General features: G+C 61.7%; 17 protein-coding genes. 7 read left to right on the top strand and 10 right to left on the bottom strand.

Features of this window, described 5'->3' with window-relative positions:
* Positions 1 to 62 precede the first annotated feature (62 nt).
* Positions 63 to 2,111, top strand: coding sequence for an alpha/beta fold hydrolase (locus tag ACIOWL_RS04780; RefSeq protein WP_400382212.1), 2,049 nt, complete (start codon positions 63 to 65; stop codon positions 2,109 to 2,111).
* Positions 2,112 to 2,229: 118 nt separating this feature from the next.
* Here the strand turns inward: ACIOWL_RS04780 and ACIOWL_RS04775 are convergent, their stop codons facing one another.
* The 6 genes from ACIOWL_RS04775 to ACIOWL_RS04750 form a co-directional block, all read right to left on the bottom strand.
* Complete coding sequence (locus ACIOWL_RS04775; RefSeq protein ID WP_400382210.1) at positions 2,230 to 4,698, bottom strand: hypothetical protein; 2,469 nt, start codon at positions 4,696 to 4,698, stop codon at positions 2,230 to 2,232.
* On the bottom strand, positions 4,695 to 6,101 hold the full coding sequence (locus ACIOWL_RS04770; protein ID WP_400382208.1) for a hypothetical protein: 1,407 nt from the start codon (positions 6,099 to 6,101) through the stop codon (positions 4,695 to 4,697). Before ACIOWL_RS04770 ends, ACIOWL_RS04775 begins: the two co-directional genes overlap by 4 nt.
* A gap of 181 nt (positions 6,102 to 6,282) precedes the next feature.
* Positions 6,283 to 7,689: a dihydrolipoamide acetyltransferase family protein gene (locus ACIOWL_RS04765; RefSeq protein ID WP_400382206.1), complete on the bottom strand. Its 1,407-nt coding sequence runs from the start codon at positions 7,687 to 7,689 to the stop codon at positions 6,283 to 6,285.
* 9 nt (positions 7,690 to 7,698) lie between these two features.
* Entirely contained in the window at positions 7,699 to 8,673 is a 975-nt protein-coding gene (locus tag ACIOWL_RS04760; RefSeq protein ID WP_400382204.1) for an alpha-ketoacid dehydrogenase subunit beta, read from the bottom strand.
* Positions 8,670 to 9,809, bottom strand: coding sequence for a thiamine pyrophosphate-dependent dehydrogenase E1 component subunit alpha (locus tag ACIOWL_RS04755; RefSeq protein WP_400382202.1), 1,140 nt, complete (start codon positions 9,807 to 9,809; stop codon positions 8,670 to 8,672). The genes ACIOWL_RS04760 and ACIOWL_RS04755 overlap by 4 nt, the downstream gene beginning before the upstream one ends.
* 122 nt (positions 9,810 to 9,931) lie before the next feature.
* Positions 9,932 to 11,047, bottom strand: a complete 1,116-nt coding sequence (locus ACIOWL_RS04750) for a histidinol-phosphate transaminase (RefSeq protein ID WP_400382201.1) — start codon at positions 11,045 to 11,047, stop codon at positions 9,932 to 9,934.
* 82 nt (positions 11,048 to 11,129) lie between these two features.
* Between ACIOWL_RS04750 and ACIOWL_RS04745 the strand changes: the two genes are divergently transcribed.
* Complete coding sequence (locus ACIOWL_RS04745) at positions 11,130 to 11,516, top strand: phage holin family protein (protein ID WP_400382199.1); 387 nt, start codon at positions 11,130 to 11,132, stop codon at positions 11,514 to 11,516.
* A 21-nt stretch (positions 11,517 to 11,537) separates the two neighbouring features.
* Here the strand turns inward: ACIOWL_RS04745 and ACIOWL_RS04740 are convergent, their stop codons facing one another.
* A complete protein-coding gene (locus ACIOWL_RS04740) occupies positions 11,538 to 12,908 on the bottom strand; it encodes a hypothetical protein (RefSeq protein WP_400382197.1) in 1,371 nt (456 codons plus the stop codon).
* Between the two features lie 2 nt (positions 12,909 to 12,910).
* Positions 12,911 to 13,183 (bottom strand): hypothetical protein, encoded by a 273-nt coding sequence (locus tag ACIOWL_RS04735; RefSeq protein ID WP_400382195.1) that lies wholly within the window; start codon positions 13,181 to 13,183, stop codon positions 12,911 to 12,913.
* 161 nt (positions 13,184 to 13,344) lie between these two features.
* On the opposite strand from ACIOWL_RS04735, the gene purB reads away from it, so the two are divergent.
* Positions 13,345 to 14,754, top strand: a complete 1,410-nt coding sequence (gene purB, locus ACIOWL_RS04730) for an adenylosuccinate lyase (protein ID WP_400382193.1) — start codon at positions 13,345 to 13,347, stop codon at positions 14,752 to 14,754.
* Between the two features lie 62 nt (positions 14,755 to 14,816).
* Here purB and ACIOWL_RS04725 read toward each other — a convergent pair whose 3' ends face one another.
* Both ACIOWL_RS04725 and ACIOWL_RS04720 read right to left on the bottom strand, forming a co-directional pair.
* Positions 14,817 to 15,596, bottom strand: a complete 780-nt coding sequence (locus ACIOWL_RS04725; protein WP_400382191.1) for a hypothetical protein — start codon at positions 15,594 to 15,596, stop codon at positions 14,817 to 14,819.
* Positions 15,597 to 15,821: 225 nt separating this feature from the next.
* The gene (locus tag ACIOWL_RS04720) at positions 15,822 to 16,082 is read right to left on the bottom strand and encodes a hypothetical protein (RefSeq protein ID WP_400382189.1); all 261 of its coding nucleotides are present in this window, start codon (positions 16,080 to 16,082) and stop codon (positions 15,822 to 15,824) included.
* Between the two features lie 313 nt (positions 16,083 to 16,395).
* On the opposite strand from ACIOWL_RS04720, the gene ACIOWL_RS04715 reads away from it, so the two are divergent.
* The 4 genes from ACIOWL_RS04715 to ACIOWL_RS04700 all read left to right on the top strand — a co-directional run bounded on the left by ACIOWL_RS04715 (position 16,396) and on the right by ACIOWL_RS04700 (position 22,773).
* On the top strand, positions 16,396 to 17,772 hold the full coding sequence (locus ACIOWL_RS04715; RefSeq protein WP_400382187.1) for an MFS transporter: 1,377 nt from the start codon (positions 16,396 to 16,398) through the stop codon (positions 17,770 to 17,772).
* A gap of 1 nt (position 17,773) precedes the next feature.
* The gene (locus ACIOWL_RS04710; protein WP_400382185.1) at positions 17,774 to 19,894 is read left to right on the top strand and encodes a molybdopterin oxidoreductase family protein; all 2,121 of its coding nucleotides are present in this window, start codon (positions 17,774 to 17,776) and stop codon (positions 19,892 to 19,894) included.
* Positions 19,891 to 21,387 carry an FAD-dependent oxidoreductase gene (locus tag ACIOWL_RS04705; RefSeq protein ID WP_400382183.1) on the top strand — a complete coding sequence of 499 codons (1,497 nt, stop codon included), beginning with the start codon at positions 19,891 to 19,893 and terminating at the stop codon, positions 21,385 to 21,387. Before ACIOWL_RS04710 ends, ACIOWL_RS04705 begins: the two co-directional genes overlap by 4 nt.
* A 246-nt stretch (positions 21,388 to 21,633) precedes the next feature.
* The gene (locus ACIOWL_RS04700; RefSeq protein ID WP_400382181.1) at positions 21,634 to 22,773 is read left to right on the top strand and encodes a type IV secretory system conjugative DNA transfer family protein; all 1,140 of its coding nucleotides are present in this window, start codon (positions 21,634 to 21,636) and stop codon (positions 22,771 to 22,773) included.
* Positions 22,774 to 22,912 lie beyond the last annotated feature (139 nt).

Here is a 22,912-nt window from a genome sequence, read left to right as displayed (position 1 = left end):
AAACCGTTTCAATTTTCCCCGACCGGTGGAGCCGGAGTTCAATTCGTGGCATAGTTTGTGAGGTGGAACACTCTAAGCATTCATTTCAGGATTTGGACTCATACATCGCCCTCCCGCGGATTGGAGGTCTGGCTCTGTCCCCCGATGGGCGTCGTTTGGTCACAACCCAAAACAGCTTGAGCGAGGACGGCACCAAGTATTCCAGCGCCCTGTGGGAAATTGACCCGGCGGGGCAGCAACCTGCACGGCGTCTGACCTACTCGGAGAACGGTGAATCAAACCCTGTTTTCACCCCAACCGGGGACCTGCTCTTCACCGCTAAACGCTCCCCGAAAGACGACGCGGTCACCGAGGTCTGGCTCCTTCCGGCCTCGGGCGGTGAGGCGCGATCCGTGATCACCCACCCGGCCGGGATTGAATCGTTGGTGACTTGCGCGAAGTCCCCTCAAACCATCGTGGTGCGCACCTCAGCGCTCAGCCGCGCCACCGATCTTGACCACGAATCGAAGTTGCGTGCGGGACGTAAGGAAAAGAAGGTTTCCGCGATCCTTCACACCGGTTATCCGGTGCGTTTCTGGGATCACGACCTCGGGCCATCCACCCCGCATCTTTACGCCACGAATTTGCCCGCCGAAGGTTCTCGCGGCGAACTGAACGATCTCACCCCGGGTATCGGCGCGAACCTCACCGAGGCGGCCTTTGATGTTGCACCGAACGGCGATTTCCTGATCACCGAGTGGGTTGTTCCAGAGGGCCGCGGCGACCAGGCCGTTGGCCTGATGCGAATCGATACGCACACCGGCGCACACGAAATGCTGCTGGCTCCCGATGAGACATATGAATATGCCATCGGCAAGATCAGCCCCAATTCGGCCAAACTTGCTTACGTACGCTGGAATCGTTCCACCCCGGACTCGGCACCCTCCTGCGAACTGTTTATTATGCATCTAGCCAGTGGGGAGTCCTATCAGGTTGCGGTGGGTTGGGATCGCTGGGCTACCGAGATCGTTTGGGTCCCCAACAATCTCTCCCTGCTCCTTGTCGCAGACGAAGACGGCCATGCCCCGGTCTTCCACCTGCGTTTGGAGAATGATCGCATCACCCGGCTCACGGACTCCGGGGCCTATAACAACGTGCTGGTGAGCCCCGATTCCCGGGCTGCCTATACCCTGCGTTCAAGCTACGAGTACCCGGCCGAACCGGTGGCCCTGGACCTGACTCACCTCGGTGATCTGGAGGCGGATGACTATGTACAGGTCACCCAGCTGAAATCCCCCGCGCCGCGCCCCGAACTGCCGGGCACGCTGCAGCAGATCAGCACCCAGGTGGACGGCACGAGTGTTAGAGCTTGGTTGGCCCTACCCGAAGGTGCCAGCGCGCAAAACCAGGCACCACTGCTCTTGTGGATCCATGGTGGTCCCCTGAATTCATGGAACGCGTGGAGCTGGCGCTGGAACCCGTGGCTGTTGGTGCAGCAGGGGTATGCGGTCCTGCTGCCGGACCCGGCACTATCCACCGGCTACGGTCAGGAATTCATCCAGCGCGGATGGGGACGCTGGGGTTTTGAACCGTTCACCGACCTGATGGCCATCACGGACGCAGCAGAAGCGCGGGCGGATATCGATGAATCCCGTACCGCTGCCATGGGAGGATCCTTCGGAGGCTATATGGCCAACTGGGTTGCCGGGCACACCGACCGTTTTAAGGCAATCGTCACCCATGCAAGCCTGTGGGCCCTGGAAGGTTTCGGGAAAACCACCGATGCATCCTTCTATTGGACCCGCGAGATGAGTCCGGAAATGATCGAAGAGAATTCTCCACATCATTCGGTGGCCAAGATTGTCACCCCGATGTTGGTCATTCACGGCGATAAGGACTATCGGGTGCCAATCGGCGAGGGCCTGCGGCTTTGGTACGACCTGCTCTCGTCATCCGGCCTGCCGCAGCAGGCCGACGGGAGCACCGCCCATCGCTTTTTGTACTTCCCGGATGAAAACCATTGGGTGCTTTCACCGCAGCACGCAAAAATCTGGTACCAGGTAGTCACCGGATTCCTGGACGAAAACGTCTTGGGGCAGGAACCCTCCGAACTGCCCGAATTGCTGGGGTAACACTCATGATTCCTGCCCGCGTGCGCCATGTCCTGGCCACGCGGGCAGGTTAGTCCACGTGTCGTTCACGGCCCGCAGTCGGTGCAGATGACGCAGGCACGGTCGAGCAATGAACAGCCTAGCCACGGGTAGCCCGGACCAATTCCAACGCCCGGTGCGCAACATCGGTGTCCCGCTGCTCCAACAGGGCGGCAAGGCGTTCAAGTTGTGCCGCACGCGCCGCATAATCTGCCCGCAGTCGTTCGGTCAGTGGCAATGTTTCGAGTTCGTCTGCCTCACGCCACGCCATGGCCAACGCACGTTCGAAGAGGCGTTGGCCGGTTTCGTCGGCGCTGCGCGAGCCGCGGGCACCCAGCACAGCCACGGCATTAAGCTGTGAGTCGTCCAGCCCCAAGGCAAGCCCTTCGAGGCGGCGTTTTGCCTTGGCCAGCTGGGCAGCCCCGCGTCCCAAACGTGAAACTCGGGTGGTCGCACCCAGCAGGAAGATGAGCGCCTGCACGGCGTTGAGCACCGTGAAAAAGATCAGACCGGTCAGGATCCAGAAGAGTGTCGCGGTGCTGAAATCCTGTTCCACATAGGAGTTGCGGGCCAACGTTTGAACATAATCTTCGGCGGCGTTGGCGACCTCAATGGTCGGATTCTCGGATTCAAAAATCGACCCGTATCGCCAGCCCCCGTCGGGCCGTTGGAACCCGGTCAACACCTCGCCGGTGATGATGCCCGGCACGATTCCCTTGCCCTCATTGGTGATCATCAGCGGGATGATCGCCTGGCCGGCAGGCAGTTCGCCATCCACCATGAGATCCCCGAATTCATCCTTGATACGCCACATCGTTGAACGCACACTCTGGGCGGTGGAGTCGCGGTATTCGCTACCCTCATTTTCCACAAATTCCAGATACGTCTCGGCATCCCTGACCGCCACGATCAGGTGCTGATCCGTGGTGAAATCCGCGTGCATGTACCGGCGGATATCTTCCTCACTGATGAGCCCGGCAGGATCATCCAGTTCCAGCGTCATGCCCTGGCCCGAACCGTCGTAACTGCGGGTGGGACGGTCGGTGTAGTGCGCGGTGATTACCCCAGCGGCAATCAAGCTCGCAACGAGCAACACCGCCAGGCTGGCAACCAGCACCACCAGTTGGGCCCGCTGGGCGAGCACGGTGCGGACCGTCGGTTTCTTTTGTTCCAGCGCACGAATACCCGAGGCTGATTCAGCGGAGGCATCTTGCCCCAGGGTGTCGCTGTCCAAGGTATTTCCAAGAATCGCGCGGGCCATGGTGTTGGCGCGGAACAGCTCGTACAGGGCTGTTTTGTTTTTGGCGGTTTTAACACCAAGGTTTTCGCGCAGCCTCAGATGCTCGTCTGGAACCTGGGGCGCGTCGGGCGCCCCGGCTTGCGGGAACCGGCGCAGCCCCGCGCAAATCCGGCGGACGGTAGCCGCCACCGCATGTTCGGCATGCACCCAGGTTTTGATGGCTTGTTGCGAGTCCGGGTGGTTGGCGCTATCCAGCAGGATTCCCAGCTGTTCGCGCAGTTGTTCAGCCAGCGTGGGCGCGACGAGCTCACCCGGGGCGTTTTGAAGCCGCAACAGCAGCGAGGTCGCCGAGTCGTAGATGGGACGGTTGAGCCGATCCAGGGTTGAATCGGCCTTGAAACTCAGCGCCGTTCCCGTGGCGAACAACGCATCAGCCAACGCCGTCAGTTCAAGGGTCTTGGCTTCAAATTCTTGAAGTTTCACACCGGTAGCGGGACTGAGTGCGCTTTGGCGTGCATCTAGGGCCGTGCGCAGCGGTTCTTGAAGGCGGGCGGCATACAGGGAGCCGGTCTGCAACCGGTTCCAGCTACGCGAAAACTCGGACGGACGCAATGCCTTCGGTGTGGTGGCGAAACTCGCCTCCAATGCTTCAAGGTCAAGGACCACTCGCGCCAGGCGACGGCCGGCCGCGGTGAACCGCCGCTCCCTGCGGGAGAAGCTGGTCCGAAGACGCAGGGCAATACTCAGGAAGACCGTGGTGAGCATGGCGCACAGTCCTACCGCGCCCAACCAGAAAACCGGTGAACGGGTACCGTCTGCTGGAAGAAGTTGCGCGGCACCGCGCACCAGCTGTTCGGCGGCCGCCGGCCCGTGGCCCACCGAAAGGTTCGCGTGGAATGCCGCATCCAGCTCAAATCTCAGATCGGTGAAATCCTCGTCCGACCCGGCCAAGGCGCGGGAGAACGCGGTGCCGTTAAACCGTTCCTGCGGTGAGCGACCAGCCTCAACCCGCTCCAGGTTATCGAGCTGGCTGCTGGTGATGACGGTATTCTGCGGAACCTGTCCACGCAGGGTTTCATCCCCGCTCAGATAGCGGTCGGTCAGCACCACGGTCAGCGGCACCCTGGCGGTCACCTGGTCTTGTGCCAACCGCGCCTCAACAGACTCTTGGGTAATGCCGTAGCCAATATCCCCCTGGACCACCAGCTCCACCGGATAGCTTGGGGCGTTAACATCCAATGCGACCCAGGCGCGCCAGGCAACGAGCGTGGTCAGCAACGCCATCAGCAACGCCGCCCAGGCTGCCCAGGAATACGGGCGGCGCATCATGCCCGAACCCCGGTTGGCGCGGCCAATGCGGCTTCAATCTGAGCGAACACGTCGGTATCCGCCGCGGCATTCAGTGATTCCCGCAGCTGCGCTGGGACCTTCACCCGGGCAGCGGCTGCCTGTTGCAGCGCTCGGTGGGTGACCTCATGCAGTTCGCGCCACAGTTTCCAGAGCTCATCCAGGTCTTCAGGTCCTGCTTTCTCCAATGCCAAGGTGTGAACCACCAATATGCGGCGCAGTTCTGGTTCACAAGCAAGTTCTCCGGCTCCGGGAATTTCAAGCAATCCGGCTACCTCGTTGAGTTTCTTCCGGTGCGCAGAAATCAGCCGGGGAAGCTCACCACGAAGATTTCCCAGCGAATTGAATTCTTTCAACCCTCGGGTCAGCAGTTGGGCCTGTTCGGTGTTTCGCTCAAGTCGTTCAAGCTGCGCGCCACTCACCTCAGGCTGTGCACCAGCGCTCGCTGTCGGGCTGGTGGAGTCTGGTTCCTGAACGGTTTGGAGATAACTTGTAATTGCATCGCCAAGTGCGCCGCGCGCCTGCTCCGCCAGCTGGCCAACCGGCTCGGCCAGGGTCATGATGCGCAGGGACTTGAGCGAATCGGCTAGTTCGTGCGACAGTTCGGATGCACGTTTCTGGCGGTGCTGTGCCGCCGCGGTTGCCTTGCGGCGTAGGCTCAGGCTCACCGCGCGAACCGCCACGGCAAGGATCAGCGCACCCAGCACACCCAGCGCGGTGTACATCATCCAGGTGCGGTCGGCGGGTGCTTCCAAATCATCCAGCGCTGTGAGCGCCACCTGATTGATCCCCTCGGTATAGTCTCCCGCGGCAAAAGCGATCACCCCGGAGGAAACCAGCTGCTCACGATTTCCCTTAACGTCCCGGCCTGCGTCTACCGCGACTTCTACCGTTCCCCCGGTTTCTTCGGGCAGCATCACCCCGATGACAATCCAGCCATCGGCCACGTACCCCAGGGTTTTTCCGTTCTCCAGCCAGTCATCGGCCAGGGCCAGATAGGAGGTGTCGCTGAAAAGCAGCATGCCGCGCACCAATTGCCCAGCGCCTTTGAGGCTGTTGGGTTTTTTATCCACGCCGATCAGCAGCTTCGCGTTGCTTTCGCCCATTGCCTCGCGCACCGCGTCGAGGATCGCCTGATTATCAACCAATGGTTGCGCCGCCTCGGTGACCGCAAGGTAGGTATTGCCTTCCTGCGCCGAAATGGTCGGCAGCAAAACGCTGCCTTCATCGTCTTCGGCACTCGGCTCGGTCGCTTCCGGATAAACCGGCCCGTCAGAAGGCGCGGGGGTCGCGGCGATGGCGGTATTCGGGGCAATGAGGCAGGTGAACAGGATGAGCAGCAGGCCTGCGACCAGCGCCCTCCCCCGTGGCAGCGGTCGGGTCATATCCCTTATTCTACAGGTGTTTGACTAATGGCCGGTGTTGCCGTGCCACCCGGCCGTTGTCGGCGCCCGCCAAGCTGGGGGGGCGAAATCCACTGAGAATCTCGGCCGGTGGCCCTTGAATGGGACACTCGCCAATTGGACAAGGCACCCGCCTGTCGGCGGGTGCCTTGTGATCACGCAATTAGTCGAGCAGCATTGCAGGCTCCTGAAGGATCGAGGCGACGTCAGCCATGAAGCGCGCCGACAAGTCCCCATCCACCACGCGGTGGTCGAAGGAACCGCCCAGGGTGGTAATCCAGCGTGGAACTACCTCGCCGTCGACAACCCACGGTTTTTGGCGGATCGTGCCGAAGGCTACAATCGCCACCTCCCCCGGGTTGATGATCGGGGTTCCGGTATCAATCCCCAACACACCGATGTTGGTGATCGATAACGTTCCGCCACGCATATCCTCCGGGGAGGTTTTCCCGGCCCGGGCCGTGGTGGCCAGCTCGTTCAGGGCGATGGCCAGTTCCTTCATGTTCAGGTTCTGGGCGTCCTTGATGTTCGGCACCAGCAGACCGCGCGGGGTGGCCGCGGCGATACCCAGGTTCATGAAGCGTTTCTGGTGGATCTCCGCACCTTGCGGGGTTTCCACCCAGCTGGCGTTCACGCTTGGGTTGCGGGCGGCGGCCCAGATCACGGCGCGCGCCAGCACCAGCAGCGGGGAGACCTTGATGCCTTCGAAGTCACGGGACTTCTTCAGCCGCTGCACGTACTCCATGGTGCGGCTGGCATCCACGTCGACAAAAATGGAGACGTGCGGGGCTGTGAACGCGGAGTCCACCATGGCCTTGGCGGTGGCTTTGCGTACCCCGCGGACCGCGGTGCGATCCACCCGGGCATCGGCCAGCTGGCCGTGGGCCCAGTAGGTTGGCGCCGCCGCGTGCTCGGCTTCGCGCTGGGCTTGGTAGCTGTTGACATCCTCGCGGGTGATTTCGCCCTGGGTGCCGGTGCCGACCACATCATTGATGTCGATTCCCAGTTCCTTGGCCAGGCGCCGCACCGGAGGTTTAGCCAAGACCCGGTCGACAAAGTTGGCCATGGCCGGCTTGGCGCGGTCAACCTCGCGGGTCACCGCGCTGCCCAAGGAGGCGGCGCGGCGGGAAATGGTGTCCGCAATGGCCGAAGCGCGCACGGCCGGACGAGCAGGCGCCGCCGACGGGGTCGGCCGGTTGGTCCGCTCGCGGCGCACCGAGGAGTCCGCGGTGGGGCCGGAGCCTACCAGCGGGCCAGGCTCCTCGCTGGCCACGGGGGCCGCGGTCGCCAAGGCCTCGGCTGGCTCCGGGGTGCCGGTGGGTGCTGGTTTGTTGCCTTCCTGATCGATGGTGATCAGCGGATGGTCCACCAGCACGGTTTCGCCCTCGGTGGCATGCAACGCGGTGACCACCCCGGCGAAGGGGCTAGGCAATTCAACCAAGGACTTAGCGGTTTCAATTTCCACAAACACCTGGTTGACCTCAACGGTGTCGCCCACGGCGACCTTCCAGGAGGCAATATCGGCTTCGGTTAATCCTTCGCCCACATCGGGCAGGTTAAAAACGGTCATATTCGACTCCTAGTAGGCGAAGGAACGGTCGAGCGCTTCGAGCAGCTTGTCGATGTCTGGCAGGTACTGCGATTCAACCTTGGAGATCGGATACGGCATGTGGAATCCGCCCACACGCAGCACCGGTGCTTCCAGGGAAAGGAATGCACGTTCGGTGATCCGTGCGGCGATCTCCCCGCCCAGGCCGCCGAAGGTCGGAGCCTCATGGGTGACAATCAGCCGCCCGGTCTTCTGGACCGATTCGGTGATGGTGTCAAAATCAATGGGTGAGAGCGAGCGCAGGTCGATTACCTCAACGGATCGCCCGTCCTCGCGGGCGGCCTCCGCGGCGGCCAGCGCCACGGGAACCAGTGGGCCGTAGGCAACAATTGTGGCGTCTTCACCGCCGCGCACCACCTGCGCCTTGAAGGCGTCCAAGGCCGGGGTTTCGGTGTCCACCTCGCCCTTGAGCCAGTAGCGGCGCTTGGGTTCAAAGTAGATCACCGGATCCTGGCAAGCGGCTGCCTGCTGGATCATCCAGTACGCGTCATTGGCGTTGGACGGGGTGATGATGCGCAGCCCGGCGGTGTGGGCGAACAGCGCCTCGGGTGATTCCGAGTGGTGCTCAATGGAACCGATGCCGCCGCCGTACGGGATGCGGATGACTACCGGGACGGTCAGCCGACCTTCGGAGCGCGAGTGCATCTTGGCCAGCTGCGTGGTGATCTGGCTGAAGGCAGGGAACACAAATCCGTCGAACTGGATCTCCACCAGCGGCGAGAACCCGCGCAGGGCCATACCCACCGCGGTGCCCACGATGCCGGCTTCACCCAGCGGCGAATCAATCACGCGGTGCGCACCGTACTTGGTTTGAAGGCCGTCGGTCACCCGGTACACCCCGCCGAGCTTGCCGATGTCTTCACCCATCAGCAGGGATTTGTCATTAGAAGCCAGCACCTTGTCCAGGCCGGCGGTGATGGCTTTGGCCAGTGTCATGGTGCTCATAGGTTTTCTCCGGAATCTGCGAATCCTGCCTCATACTGCAGGTGCCAGGCGAGTTCTTCCTGGATCAGCGGGTGGGCTTCGGCGTACACCTGCTCGAAGGACTTGGCTAGCGGTGGCACCGGGAAGGCCATGGCATCTTCACGGACCGTGTTGGCCATCTGATCCGCGTCCTTGGCCAGCTGCTCAAAAAATGCGTCATCCACGATGTCGTTTTCGCGCAGGTACGCTTCGAGACGAAGCAACGGATCGCGCGGAGCCCACTGGGCTTCTTCTTCGCTCATTCGGTATTTGGTCGGATCATCGGCGGTGGTGTGCGCACCGAGCCGATAGGTATCTGCCTCGATAAATACCGGGCCCTTGCCGCTGCGCGCGTGTTCCAACGCCCACCGGGTCACGGCCAACACGGCCAACACGTCGTTGCCGTCCACCCTGATGCCTGGCATGCCGTAACCGGCGGCACGCTCAACCAAAGGCACCTTTGACTGCACCTCGAAAGGCACGGAAATGGCCCACTGGTTGTTCTGGCAGAAGTAGACCACGGGGGCGTTGAAGGAATTGGCGAACACCATGGATTCGTGGGCTTCGCCCTCGGTGGAGGAACCGTCGCCGAAGTAGGCGACTACCGCGTTGCCCTGTTCAGCAAGTTTCTGTTCGTCCCACCCGTGCTGTTCCATGTTCAGCGCCATGCCGTAACCGGCGGCATGCGGCAGCTGAGCGGCGAGCACCATGGTGTACATGTGGAAGTTGTTCTCCCGTGGGTCCCAACCGCCGCCGGAGATGCCGCGGAACAGGCGCAACATCTCGGAGAACGATACGTTGCGGGTTAACGCAACCCCGTGTTCACGATAGGTCGGGAAGATGTAGTCGCTGGGACGGGTGGCGCGACCCGAACCGATTTGCGCCGCTTCCTGGCCGCGCAGCGGAACCCAAAGGCACAACTGCCCCTGGCGCTGCAACGCGGTGGCCTCCTGGTCGAACCGGCGGGTCAGCGCCATGTCACGATAGAAACCACGCAGCATGTCCTCATCCACGTCACCCAGGTAGGCGTCATAGATTTCATGGGGCAGGCGTTGGCCCTCGGGGGTCAGGATCTGCACCGGATCCTTCGGCCCGACTTCGGTCACAGCAGGCGTCATAAATCTTCCTCCGGTCATAAATATGTCCCACACGGAATACATTCCGCATGGGACATATAGCGGCTTGTCTAATATCCAAGCCTATAGGATTTGCCTGTAAAAACGCGAGAAAACACTGTCTCTTAGCTCTGCGCCAAATCGAGAGACTGTGCACACAACTCGATAAAACGATTATTTGCTTCTGCCTCTGCGATGGAGATCCGCACCCCTTCACCGGCGAATCCACGCACCGACAACGCTTGGGCTTCGGCGCGTTCAACAAATGCGGCCGTGTTTTTCCCCAGGGGAAGCCAGACGAAATTCGCCTGCGTTTGTGGGAAGACCCACCCTTGCTGGCGCAGGGCCGCCACCACTCGTTCGCGTTCGGCAACCAAAGAATCAACTCGCTCATACACCGCATCAATATGCTTCAAAGAGGCAATCGCCGCGTCTTGAGCGACGGAAGACACCGCAAACGGAGTGGCGATCACCCGCAGGTTGCTGGTGATCTCGGGATGAGACACCGAGTACCCCACCCGGAGGTTGGCCAAACCATGCGCCTTGGAGAAGGTGCGTAGCAGAATCACGTTCGAATGAGCCTTGTAGGTTTTCACTCCGTCCACGGACTGCGGGTCGCGGACAAACTCGATATAGGCCTCGTCCAACACGATCAACACGTTACGCGGAACCCGGGCGATGAAATCATCAACCTCGGCCTGGGTGAGAATCGGACCGGTCGGGTTGTTCGGGGTGCACAGCAAAATCACCGAAGTGTTTTCGTTGATCGCCTCGATCATGGCTTCCAGGTCGTGGCGGCCATCGGCAAGCACCGGAACCTGGACCGGAAGCGCGCCAGCGGTCTGCACCAGAATCGGGTAGGCCTCGAAGGAACGCCATGCAAAAATGACCTCGTCCTGAATTCCGTCTTCGTTCTGGCCTGCATAGGTGTTCAGGATCTGCACCAAGGCACCCAGCGAACCTGCACCGGTGACGATGTCATCAGCTGGAACGTCCAGATATTCACCGAGGGCCACCCGCAGTTCGGTGCTCAACGGGTCTGGGTAGCGGTTCAACGCGTCCTGCTCGACCACAGCTTGGCGTACCTGTGGCAACGGACCAAAAGGAATCTCATTGGAGGACAGCTTGAACGAGCTCAGTCCCTGAATCTGTACCGGTGGTTTTCCGGCGGCGTACTTGGGCAGGCGGGCAACGATGGATCGCGGCTGCACCTGGTCTTGGGGCACAGAATTCTCAGTCATAAACCCCAGCGTAGTCCCCGGATGTGGGGAAAGGTGATTATGTTTTCATCTGCGACTCAGCTTTGTGTGCGACAGTTTTCTCATGAGTTTCTTGATTCGAGTCATCGTTAATGCGCTGGCCCTTGCCGTTGCCGTCTGGATTGTGCCCGGAATCCACATTGACGCCGTTGGCGACGACACCCTAGGCCTGGTGATGTCCTACCTGATTGTCGGGCTGATTTTCGGTCTAGTTAATGCTTTGGTCCGCCCAATCATCCAGATCCTCTCCCTTCCGATTACCTGCCTCACGTTGGGATTGTTCACCATCGTGGTGAACGCCCTGATGCTGGCCCTGACCGGATGGATTACCCAGTTCATTCCCGCGGAGCTGATCATCGACAAGTTCTGGTGGGACGCAATCATGGGAACCATCATCATCTCCATCGTCTCCGCGGTCCTGGGTTTATTTGTCAGCAGCGACCGTCGCTAGCCTCCTGGGTAGCCCTGTCACCTAGTGTGGCGGGGCAATCAGGTGATCCAACGGCTCCGGTCGTTTCTTGGTGCCGTGCGGCTTTTCGTCGCGCGGTTTGTTTTTTGTCTCGGCAGGTTTTCGTTGCAGGGTAAAACGGCGGAATACCAGTGGCCCCGGCGGCAGTAAAAACATCTCCAACTGCTTGCGCACCTCTGGTGCTGGATTCTCTTGCAACTCCCTCAGGTGATCTTCGTAGTTTGTCAGTGAATGGGGAGGGCCGAAGACTCCGTCTTGGGGCAATGAGTTTTTGATTTCCTCGCGGGGTCCGTCGAAGGTCACCGTCATCTGTCGTGGCGAGGTACGGTTCGGCCGTCCGTCGGTTCCGGGAACCATGTCTTTGGCATCTTCCAGTGACAGCGTTTTGATCTCCGGCGGCACTGGAATCCCGCCAATGGGCGAACCGAGGGTCAGCACCCGAGTCAGGGTGAATTTTTTGCGCAGCAACGTGTTGTTCAAAAGGTTCGTCACATGGATTCCACCTTGCGAGTATCCGGTCAAGATGACCTCGTCGCCGGGGCCAGCCCCGGAATACTCCAAGGCTTCGGCAATCGGTTCGGCATAGTTCTCAGACTGCCGGCCAAAACCATCCACAATCCCCATGGAATCGAAGGGGTTTGGTCCCCCGAAGCCATCTTGTGTCCCGGGAATCACCACCACGTACGTGCGCGGCTCCACCTGGGCAATCACGAACTTGCTGTGCTCCTGGCTTCCTCCGTCGTAAAGCAGGCGGTGGAGTTTTGTATAGTCATCCAGGCTTCCGTCCAGTTGCAGCTGCTCGGGTGGTTGCCGGCGGGTAAGTTCCAAGCGCCCCTCAGGGTCCGCCTGTCCAAGGGCTTCGCCAAGCTTTGTACTGGTTTCGGTCACCAGTTCCTCGGTGCTGGACTCTGGGCGGAGAATGCTCCACGGGTTGATCAGCATCAGTAAGCGCAGCAGGGATTCCATCTGCTGTGTCGGTGGCCGGCTCTCGTTGTTCATCGTTTCAGTGAAAAAATCGGCGACCGTCTGCAACCAGGTAACCGACAACATCAGCTTCTGGGCCGTAGCTTCGGCCGACTCATAGTTTTCGATAGCCGCGCTGACCCGCTCGTTCAGCCGCCGCGCAGCAATCACCGCCTCGGTGGTGTGCTGGTAGGCCACCCGTAAATGCTCGGCGAGTACCGCCAGGTTGTAGCCGCGAGCTCCGATGCCCGCGATACTGCACTGCACGTTGAGTTCGTCCTCGCACCGCGCCGTGTGCTGTGCCGCACGTATCAGGTCCGCGGCCATCTCTTGCAGCCGAGCGTAAACAGCCACCACGATGGCTCGTGAGTCCGCGTAATCCACGGCGTTGTAATTGACGTCATACCCCATGGTCAGGAAGCCATCCGCTGTTCATTGATCTGGGCTTCAAGGGCACGAATTTCATTTGTGGCCACCGCCAAATACGCTTCGGCGTCCACCAGCACCCCGGCAAGGACCTTCAGCCTTCCGTTGAGCTCCTCAACCTGCCCAGCGAACGCCCGTCCAGCCTCAGATCTCCAAGTCAACCCGGTGATCTGCGACAGCTGCTGGATCGCAAACCTGGTGGTTTCCTTGGCATCGGAAAGCTGGAAGGCTACCGAATCCAGTGTCGCTTGAAACATCATGATGCAACTCCCCGCCGCTTGGGTTTTGCCCCGTCTGGCATCCCCGCGAGCCTTCAGGATGACGCCACAGTGTGCACCGTGCAGGGCACCGGGCACGGAATGTGGATTGGGGCCGAGCGTAAAAAGTGTGATGCGGTGCCAAGGGATGAAAGAATAGGGGCATGGTTGAGATTGCGCGCACTTCCCTTGCTAATGAACCCCTGGCGTTGACCGCCCTTGACGGACGCTACCGTGCGGCCATTGCCCCACTGGTTGACTACCTTTCCGAAGCGGCCTTGAACCGCGATCGCATTCACGTTGAAGTTGAATGGCTGATCCACCTGACCGATAACTCGGTCCTTCCGGGCACCTCCCCGCTCACCGATGAGCAGAAGGCGGCCCTGCGAAAGATCGTCACCGACTTCAACGCCGATTCCGTGCAGGAACTGGCCGAGATCGAGGCAGTGACCGTCCATGACGTGAAAGCTGTCGAGTACTACATCGCCAACCGTCTTGAGGCCATCGGCATTGCCCAGCTCAAGCCGCTGGTTCACTTCGGCTGCACCTCAGAGGACATCAACAACCTCTCCTACGCCCTGGGAGTCCAGGGCGGGGTAAGCCAGGTATGGCTTCCAGCAGCCCGCGACCTGGTGGCGCAGTTGACCACCATGGCCGAGGAATCCCGCGAGGTGCCGATGCTTTCGCGCACCCACGGCCAGCCAGCCACCCCAACCACCCTGGGCAAGGAACTGGCAGTGCTGGCATGGCGCCTGACCCGCCAGCTGGATCGTATTGAGAAAACCGAGTACCTGGGCAAGATCAACGGCGCCACCGGCACCTACGCCGCCCACTACGCGTCGGTTCCGAATGCCGACTGGCAGCAGATTTCCCAGAGCTTTGTTGAGCACCTGGGCCTGACCTGGAACCCGCTGACCACCCAGATCGAGTCGCATGACTGGCAGGCCGAGGTGTACGCGGATATCGCCCGCTTCAACCGCATCCTGCACAACCTGTGCACCGACGTGTGGAGCTACATCTCCATCGGCTACTTCGCGCAGATCCCGGTGGCCGGCGCCACCGGTTCTTCGACCATGCCGCACAAGGTCAACCCGATCCGCTTCGAGAACGCCGAGGCGAACCTTGAAATCTCCAACGGCCTGCTCGATACCCTGGGCGCAACCCTGGTGACCAGCCGCTGGCAGCGCGACCTGACCGACTCCTCCTCGCAGCGCAACATCGGTTCGGCCATCGGCCACTCGGTGCTGGCGATCTCCAACGTGGCCAAGGGTCTTGACCGCCTGGATGTTGCCGAGGCAGTGCTGGCCGACGATTTGGATCACAACTGGGAAGTTCTTGCCGAGGCAATCCAGATGGTGATGCGCGCCGAGGCGATTGCCGGTGTTGAAGGCATGGACAACCCTTACGAGCGGTTGAAGGACCTGACCCGCGGCCACCGCGTGGATGCCGCCCGCCTGAAGGAATTTGTGGGCGAGCTTGGATTGTCCTTGGAAGCAGAGCAGCGCCTGCAGTCGCTGACCCCGGGTACCTACAACGGCATTGCCTCTCAGCTGGTAGACCACCTCAAGAAGTAACGTTCTACGGGTTTTAAACAGGTTTCGCCCCGGAATTTCCGGGGCGAAACCTGTTTAAGCGTCTAGAACTTGAAGTCGGTGAAGTCCGAGTCGGAACCGAAGATATCTCCGGCGCCGCCCAAAAGACCGTCGAACAGTCCACCGGCTTGTTCACCCAACCCTTCACCGGCTGCCGAAAGCTGCTCGCCGGCTCCGGCCACGGTATCTCCCAGGCCATCAGCCATTGAGCCCAGGTCCTCGCCGATCCCGGCAAAACCATCAAGCAGCGGACCGGCAATCGCGGTGCCGATGAAGGCTCCGGCAACACCACCGAGCAAACCGATTCCCAGTCCGCCGGCACCGGCGGCCAGTCCGCCCATGGACTTGCGGCCACCGCCCTGGCCAAGGATTCGTTCCATAAAACCTGGACGCGACACCTCGGCGCGCGTCGCGGCACGTGCCAGGTCTTGCGGCGCACCGGTGGCAGGGCGTTCGGCGGGCGGCAGCTGCGCAGACAGTTCGTTGTGCAGCAGTTCGCGCTGCTGCACCGTCAACCGGGCGAACGCCTCAGCGTGTGCGCGCTCCATGTCCTGCGGCGGAGCGGTACGCAGCATGTAACGGTATTTTTCGATCGCGGCCTGGTCCTCGCGCGAAACCGCTTGATTCCCCTGCGTAGACGGTTGGGCCTGGGTTTGCTGCGGCTGCGCATACTGGTTCTGGTTCTCATATCCACGCTGCGCGCCCTGTTGGCTGGCTCGCTGTTGGTTCTGGTTCCCCTGCGAGCTACCTTGATTCATCTGTTCCCGGACAAAATCGCCCGCGAGCTGCTTACCCTTGTTCAGAAGTTTGTTGAAGATCGCCATCAGTTTTCTCCTAGCGTTCCGGCCGCGACAAGAAGAATGCCGCTCTTGCCCTAAAGACGCTTCAGATGATGTGAAAGTTCCCCGATGCGACGGGTTTCACGCGGTCACGATCCGCAGACAGCAAAACGCCAAACAGCAATAAAACATCAGGTTAACTTGGGGTTAACTTCGACCGAGTGGGCACCTGGCCAGAGCTGAGCACCGTAGTGCGACGAGGCTTTGTTCTTAGGCCGTTTTGCGTCCGGGCGGAACGTAATTGGCCAATGCGATAATCGCGTCACTTGGCCGCTTACCGTCCAAAGTAGCCAGCCGATAGGCGGCCTTTGCCCCGTCCACGATGAAATGAAAACTGTCAGCGGGGTACCTTTCAGTCAGCGGCTCATTGTACTCATTCAGCACAATATAATTGCCCCCGAGTTTGACCACGCGAGCCGTGGTTGTCGGCGGAGTAATCTCCTCCTCAACCTTCTTCTTCTTCGGCCACATCTGTGTTCTCCTCTCCCCCACTCATTCTACGACCGGACCGGTGCTGTGGCTCAGAAATTGCGTCTTGCGTAGTCAGCTCATCTTTCGGTGCATGGCCTGCCTCAAGGTTGTTCAACTGGGCAGCGCGGGTGCTACTACTGCTGTGCTCTTCGGCGCTTGCCCCGTTCTGGTTTCCAACAGATTGCGTGGATCTCTCACCAAGGCGATGCCGGTCGTTAATTTAAATTCCCTGGGGCGCAACACCGCGCGCACCTTGGAGAAATACCGCTCTGGAATGCTCTATAACATCCACGAGTGAAAGGCACCGATTCGTATGAGCACGCAATCCCGCCAACTGAGCCCCGTCGTTGACCAACTGCAAATCAGCCGTGGCCGCTGGATCCAGAACTGGGACGCGGAAAACCCGGTGTTTTGGAAGGCCGTGGGTCAGAAAACAGCCACCATCAATCTGCGATGGTCGATCTTCGCCGAATTCCTCGGTTTCGCCGTCTGGCAGCTGTGCGCGATCCTCGCGGTGTATCTCCCGGCCGCCGGATTCGACTACAGCACCAGCCAGCTTTTCTGGCTGATCTCCATGCCAAGCCTGATCGGCGCCACCCTGCGTATCCCGTACACCTTCATGGTGGCCCGCTTCGGCGGCCGGAACTGGACCATCATCTCCGCGCTGTTGCTGCTGATCCCGGTGATCGGTTTGGCCTTTGCCACCGCAAACCCGGAAACTCCGTTCTGGATCATGTTGACCTTGGCCGGGCTCTCCGGATTTGGCGGAGGCAACTTCGCCTCCTCGATGGCTAACATCACCTACTTCTATCCCGCGGCCCAGAAGGGCTGGGCGCTGGGGATGAACGCCGCCGGCGGCAACCTGGGAGCGGCCATCGCGCAGCTGCTGGTGCCGATCGCCATCACCATTTTCGCCGCCGGATCGCTGCAGCTTCCCATGGCCGGCCTGATCTGGATTCCGCTGATCCTGCTGGCAGCGGCCGGCGCGGCGAAGTACATGCACAACCTGTCCAATGCGCGCAGCGATGTGCGTGGCGCGCTGGCCTGCCTGCGGGAGAAGCACCTGTGGATTATCGCCGGACTCTACATTGGCACCTTTGGTTCATTTATCGGTTTCTGCGCGGTCTTCCCCAAGCTGCTTGCCGATACCTTCATCGAATATTCCTCCTTTGAACTGGGCACCGCGATCATCTCCCTGGCGTTCCTCGGCCCGCTCGTCGGTTCCCTGGCCCGCCCCTACGGCGGACAGCTGGCGGACCGCTTCGGCGGGGCACGGATCACCCTGGCCGCATTTGCCGTCATGGCGGTGCTGACCCTGGCGCTGATGCTCAGCTTGGGACAGGTGAACTTTGTTGTCTTCCTGTTGCTGTTCCTGGCGCTGTTCACCGCGGCCGGCTTGGGCAACGGTTCCACCTACCGCATGATCCCTGCTGTCTTTGCCCTCTCCGGGAAACGCGAAGGACGCTCACCGGCAGAGCAAGCGCGCAGCGCCGCGGCCGCCCTGGGCCTCATCTCAGCCATCGGCGCCTACGGAGGCTTTTTGATCCCGCAGGTGCTGGGCCTGTCCCTATCCAAGCTGGGCTCCTATGTTCCGGCCTTCGGAGTGTTTGTTGGACTGTACGCACTGCTGTTCGCGGTGACCTGGTTCTGCTACGTACGCCGAGGTTCGGGCTTCGCGGGACGGGCCTGACATGGCGGTAGCAACCCACTGCCCCTACTGCGCGCTGCAGTGCGGCATCACCCTGGAGCACCGCAACGACCGGGTTGACCTGAGCGGACGCAACTTTGAAACAAACGGCGGGGCGCTGTGCCGCAAGGGTTACAGCGCCGCGCAGCTGCTGGATCATCCCCAGCGGCTGCACAGCCCGCTGGAGCGTGGAACCGACGGGGTGCTGCACCCGGTGAGTTGGGAGCGGGCGCTTGAATTGGTGGTGCAGCAAGTGCATCAGGTTCAGGAGGCCCATGGAAAAGACGCCGTAGCGGTATTCGGCTCCGGGTCGCTGACCAATGAGAAGGCCTACCAGTTGGGCAAGTTCGCCCGGCTGGCCCTGGGCACCTCACGCATCGACTACAACGGACGGTTCTGCATGTCCTCGGCGGCGGCGGCCGGCAACAAGGCCTTCGGGCTGGACCGCGGTTTGCCGTTTCCGCTGGCAGATCTTGACCGGGCCGGCACCATCATGCTGTTGGGCTCCAACGTCGCAGACACCATGCCGCCCTTTGTGCGGCACCTTGAATCCGCCCGGGATCACGGCGGACTGATGGTGGTGGACCCGCGCCGCTCGGCCACCGCCGAACTGGCAGACACCCACCTGCAGCCGGCCCCCGGCACGGACCTGCAGCTGTTGCTGGGCCTGGCCCATGTGCTGCTGGCCGAGAACCTGGCCGACACCGGCTACCTTGAGGCCCGCACCACCGGGCTGGAGGCACTGCGCATCTCGCTGGCCGCTTGGTGGCCCGAACGCGTCCAGGCGGAGACCGGCATTCCGGCCGCGGTGATCCGGCAGACCGCCAGGGTTTTGTCAGCCGCCGCCCGCTGTGCCCAGGCCGGCGGGAAACCGGTGTATATCCTCACCGGGCGAGGGGTTGAGCAACATGCAAACGGCACCGCGACCGTCAGCGCCGCCATCAACCTTGCCCTGCTCCTGGGCCTGCCGGGCACGCTGGCCGGGGGTTTTGGGACCATTACCGGGCAGGGCAACGGACAGGGCGGCCGCGAGCACGGGCAGAAGGCGGACCAGCTTCCCGGGTACCGCAAGATCACCGACCCGGCGGCCCGCGCCCACGTGGCCGCGGTATGGGGTGTTGACCCTGAGACCATTCCGGGACCGGGTATTCCGGCCTCGCAGCTGTTGGCGAGCCTGGGTGAACCAGGCGGCTCGCGCATGCTGTTCATGCACGGCTCAAACCCCGTGGTTTCCTCCCCCAACGCCAACCGCACGCTGCAGGCGCTGCGCCGGTTGGACTACCTGGTGGTTGCCGACTTTTTCCTCTCCGAGACCGCGGCCCAGGCGGACCTGGTGTTGCCGGTCCTGCAGTGGGCAGAGGAAGAAGGCACCATGACCAACCTGGAGGGCCGGGTCTTGCGCCGCCGGGCGGCCCTGCCCCGCCCGGCCGGGGCGCGCAGCGAACTGTGGCTGCTGGCCGAACTTGCCACCCGTCTGGGCTCGCCGGGCGGCTTCAGCGCCGATCCGCGCGAGGTGTTCAACGAACTGCGCCGGGCCTCGGCCGGCGGAATCGCCGACTACTCCGGGGTCGACTACTTGGACCTGGATGCCGGGGCCGCCATTTATTGGCCGTGCCCGGACGGTTCACCCATCAGCCAGCTTCCCGGCGAGCGCTCGGGCACTCCACGACTGTTCCTTGATCGCTTCGCCCATGCCGACGGCCAGGCAAAACTTGTTCCGGTGTACCCGCAACCGGTGCACACCACACAGGACTCAAAGAAACCCGGGGCTCTTTCGCTGGTCACCGGCCGATTGCTGGAACACTACCAATCCGGGGCCCAGACCCGCCGGGTCGCCGAGCTGTTGGAGGCTGCGCCGGCAGCCTTGGCCGAGATCCACCCGGACACCGCGCTGGCCCATGGAATTCACGACGGACAACCGGTGGTTTTGGAAAATGACCACGGCCGGGTTGAGGCCATCGCCTCCTTGAATGCCGGCATCCGGTTGGACACCGTCTTTTTGCCTTTCCATTTTCCCCAGACCCAGAACGCCAACCTGCTCACCGGTGATGCGGTGGACCCGGAAAGCTTTATGCCCGAGTTCAAACATGCACCGGTGATGCTCTCCCCGATCGGAGCGCCATGAGTGAACGACTGGTTATCATCGGTTTCGGACCGGTAGCCGCAAGCCTGATTGAAGGAATGCTGCCTGCGGTCCTCTCCGGCGACTGCGAGCTGACGGTGTTGGGCGGCGAGCAGCACGCCGCCTACAACCGCGTGCTGCTGGCCGAGGTGGCCATCGGCGCGGCCAAGCCCGAACACCTGAGCATGGCCGACGAGTCGCGGCTGCGTGCCGCGGGGGTTGATCTGAGGCTGGGTGTTGCCGCGACTGGAGTGGATCGGGCCCGTCGGGTGGTGCATACCGGCGACGGGCACCTCCCCTACGACCGGCTTGTCTTCGCCACCGGGGCCCGTCCGGTGATCCCGTCCCTTGCCGGGCTGAACTTCGACCCGCATGCGGACACCGCGTTACCCGCCGGGGTGCTTGCCTTGCGCACCCTGGATGACGCACTGCAGATGCAGTCTCTGCTGCGTGGCGGAGGCCGGGTGCTGGTCCTTGGCGGCGGCATCCTGGGGTTGGAAGCCGCGTTGGCCATGGCCAGTGCCGGGTATGAGCCGGTGCTGGTGCACCACGGTCCGACCCCGCTGGGCCGGGTGGTGGATCTGGACGGTGGAACCTTGCTGATGCGGCAACTTGAGGCGGCCGGGGTCAGTGTGCTTTCCGAGGTACGCGCCACCGGCATCGTCAAACACCAGGGCCGTTTTAGCGCGTTGGCCACCGAGACCCACGGGCCGATTCCGGCGGACGCCTTGCTGCTGTCCACCGGTGTGCGGGCACGCACCGAACTCGCCGAAGGCTGCGGGCTGAATGCCGGCAGCGGCATCATGGTGAATGAACAGCTCATGGCTGATTCAAGTGCGCGGATCTTCGCCATTGGCGACTGCGCCCAGGTGGCCGGTCAACGCCCCGCGGGGCTGTTGGCCCCAGGGTGGGCCCAGGCAGGTTGGTTGGCTCAATTCCTGCTCACGCATCCAGCCCCGCATCCGGCAGGCCCGGCCCCTGATCTAAGCAGCATTCCCGGCCCGGAAGCCCACGGCGGCGACATCCTGATGCTCAAGGGCCAGGGTTTGGAACTCACAGCGGCCGGTACCGTTCAGGTGGGGTTGTTCCAAGATCCCGACCAGCAGGTCACCGTGTATGCAGACCCGACGAGTGGGCAGTATTTGAAGATTGTTTCCCGCGACCGGGTCCCCACCGGTTTCCTGGCCCTGGGACTGCCGCGCACCGGGGCGGAACTTGCACTGAACTTTGAACGCGGCACCGCGCTGCCGGCGGATCCGGCCTTGCTGTTGCGTTTGGATGCGCCCTTTGAGGATTCGCAGGCGTCGGCGGCCGGGGCAGAGGACCAGCTGTGCCGTTGTTCCGGGGCCACCTATGGTCAAGTCAGTGACGCCATCGAGGCCGGGTGCGACACCGTGGCTGCGGTCGGTGAGAGCTGCCGTGCCGGGACCGGGTGCGGTGGTTGCCGGGATCGTATCGAAGAAATGCTGAAGCTGCTGCCGGCTTCCAGCCGCTAGCCTGGCCGTGGCGAAAGCACCGCGTTGGCATCATTCTTCAATCTGGCCTTGGGTAGCGAGAAACTCGCGCAAGGCTCATGCCGCAATGACGTGATCTTTGTTTAGTTGCTCTTCGCTTCACGGAACTCAAAGACTTCGTTGTAAACCTCGTCATCAATGAGTCCCATGTTATTAGCGCTGATCAGGTCCTGGACAGATCCGCCAGAGCTCTGCTCATACTCTCAGACCGCCACCGCGTGGGAGTTCATGGAACGCTCCGCACTGGTCATTTGGGGCGGTTTGGCTTCCTCGGAGATCGGTACCGTTTGGGCGCACGACGTGCAAGGGAGCATTGGGGAAGAACGCTCCTGGTGGTGGAACCCCCTCTCGTTTGTGACCGATATCGAAATTGCTGAAAATCTCGCTGACGTGTTCCTGGCCTCGGCCACCGACGCGGGGGCCAAGCAGGACGCGTATTTCGAATCTGACGGCAAAAGGTTGCTCTCACACCTGTTCTTCGCTGCTGCTGTGGGGCAGCGTCCGATCACTGATGTGTTCGCGTGGGCACAAGAACCCGAGGATTTCACGGCCCGCGACCTGCTTAAAGCACACGGCCACCTCGCACTAGCCCAATCCTTAGAGCAGATCCAGAAGCTCACCCCCAAACAGCGTGACGGCGTGTATGGCACGATGCGCCCCTGGGTGAACGTACTGTCCTACGACAAGGTGATCCCGTGGATTCGCAATAATGGGGTCAATCGTCCTGAGTTTGATCATCGCAAGCTGGCCACCGGAACCGACACCCTGTATCTCATCTCTAAGGAGGGCGGAGGCTCCGCCCGGGCGATCACCGCCGCTCTGGTCATGGCGGTCATGACCGAAGCGGAGAAAACCGCCGCTAGCCAGCCTGGTGGCCGGTTGAAAACCCCATTAACGGCTGTGTTGGATGAGGCCGCGAATGTGGTGCGCTGGCGCGAGCTGCCGGATGTGTATTCACACTATGGCTCCCGTGGCATCGTCGTTTCCACGTTCTTCCAGTCCTACAGCCAGGGCGTGGAAGCCTACGGGGAGAAGGGCATGAGCAAGCTCTGGGGTGCCGCCAATATCCGAGTCGCCGGTAGCGGCTTGTCTGACGATAAGTTCTTGCCGTTCCTCGCCCAACTCATCGGTGAATGCGACGTACTCAAACGTTCCTCCAGCACCAGCGGCCGCACCGGACGCTCGGTATCCAGTTCGATGCAACGCGAACGGATCTTGGACGTGGCCGACCTGGCTGCGTTGCCAAGAGGTCGTGCGATCCTCACCAGCTCAGGCTTGCCAGCAGGACTCATCGAGCTACTGCACTACACATCCAAGCCGTACACGCAGGAAGTGCAAGACTCGCAAAGGTATTACGAGGGCCGCTGAGGATCTAACGAATCACGAAAATTGGGTCCTCTTTATTCACTTCACCACCGAATGACGCTGATTTTTTGACTAAACCCAATAGTCACAAGGGCCTGAGGTGATCTTCAACTTCTCGTTTCGTAAGGTACTCGAGTAAATA

Origin of the sequence: Glutamicibacter sp. NPDC087344 (assembly GCF_044744225.1) — a bacterium.
Taxonomy (GTDB): domain Bacteria; phylum Actinomycetota; class Actinomycetes; order Actinomycetales; family Micrococcaceae; genus Glutamicibacter.
Note: the sequence above shows the minus strand (reverse complement) of the source record. Positions and strands in the feature narration are given on the sequence as shown.

What these genes read in the sequence shown, in the direction of transcription:
- ACIOWL_RS04700 (WP_400382181.1), top strand. Translation starts at nt 21,634, where the DNA reads ATGGAACGCTCCGCACTGGTCATTTGGGGCGGTTTGGCTTCCTCGGAG.
- purB (WP_400382193.1), top strand. Translation starts at nt 13,345, where the DNA reads ATGGTTGAGATTGCGCGCACTTCCCTTGCTAATGAACCCCTGGCGTTG.
- ACIOWL_RS04775 (WP_400382210.1), bottom strand. Translation starts at nt 4,698, where the DNA reads ATGATGCGCCGCCCGTATTCCTGGGCAGCCTGGGCGGCGTTGCTGATG.
- ACIOWL_RS04750 (WP_400382201.1), bottom strand. Translation starts at nt 11,047, where the DNA reads ATGACTGAGAATTCTGTGCCCCAAGACCAGGTGCAGCCGCGATCCATC.
- ACIOWL_RS04770 (WP_400382208.1), bottom strand. Translation starts at nt 6,101, where the DNA reads ATGACCCGACCGCTGCCACGGGGGAGGGCGCTGGTCGCAGGCCTGCTG.
- ACIOWL_RS04745 (WP_400382199.1), top strand. Translation starts at nt 11,130, where the DNA reads ATGAGTTTCTTGATTCGAGTCATCGTTAATGCGCTGGCCCTTGCCGTT.
- ACIOWL_RS04725 (WP_400382191.1), bottom strand. Translation starts at nt 15,596, where the DNA reads ATGGCGATCTTCAACAAACTTCTGAACAAGGGTAAGCAGCTCGCGGGC.
- ACIOWL_RS04760 (WP_400382204.1), bottom strand. Translation starts at nt 8,673, where the DNA reads ATGAGCACCATGACACTGGCCAAAGCCATCACCGCCGGCCTGGACAAG.
- ACIOWL_RS04740 (WP_400382197.1), bottom strand. Translation starts at nt 12,908, where the DNA reads ATGGGGTATGACGTCAATTACAACGCCGTGGATTACGCGGACTCACGA.
- ACIOWL_RS04755 (WP_400382202.1), bottom strand. Translation starts at nt 9,809, where the DNA reads ATGACGCCTGCTGTGACCGAAGTCGGGCCGAAGGATCCGGTGCAGATC.
- ACIOWL_RS04720 (WP_400382189.1), bottom strand. Translation starts at nt 16,082, where the DNA reads ATGTGGCCGAAGAAGAAGAAGGTTGAGGAGGAGATTACTCCGCCGACA.
- ACIOWL_RS04705 (WP_400382183.1), top strand. Translation starts at nt 19,891, where the DNA reads ATGAGTGAACGACTGGTTATCATCGGTTTCGGACCGGTAGCCGCAAGC.
- ACIOWL_RS04735 (WP_400382195.1), bottom strand. Translation starts at nt 13,183, where the DNA reads ATGATGTTTCAAGCGACACTGGATTCGGTAGCCTTCCAGCTTTCCGAT.
- ACIOWL_RS04715 (WP_400382187.1), top strand. Translation starts at nt 16,396, where the DNA reads ATGAGCACGCAATCCCGCCAACTGAGCCCCGTCGTTGACCAACTGCAA.
- ACIOWL_RS04765 (WP_400382206.1), bottom strand. Translation starts at nt 7,689, where the DNA reads ATGACCGTTTTTAACCTGCCCGATGTGGGCGAAGGATTAACCGAAGCC.
- ACIOWL_RS04710 (WP_400382185.1), top strand. Translation starts at nt 17,774, where the DNA reads ATGGCGGTAGCAACCCACTGCCCCTACTGCGCGCTGCAGTGCGGCATC.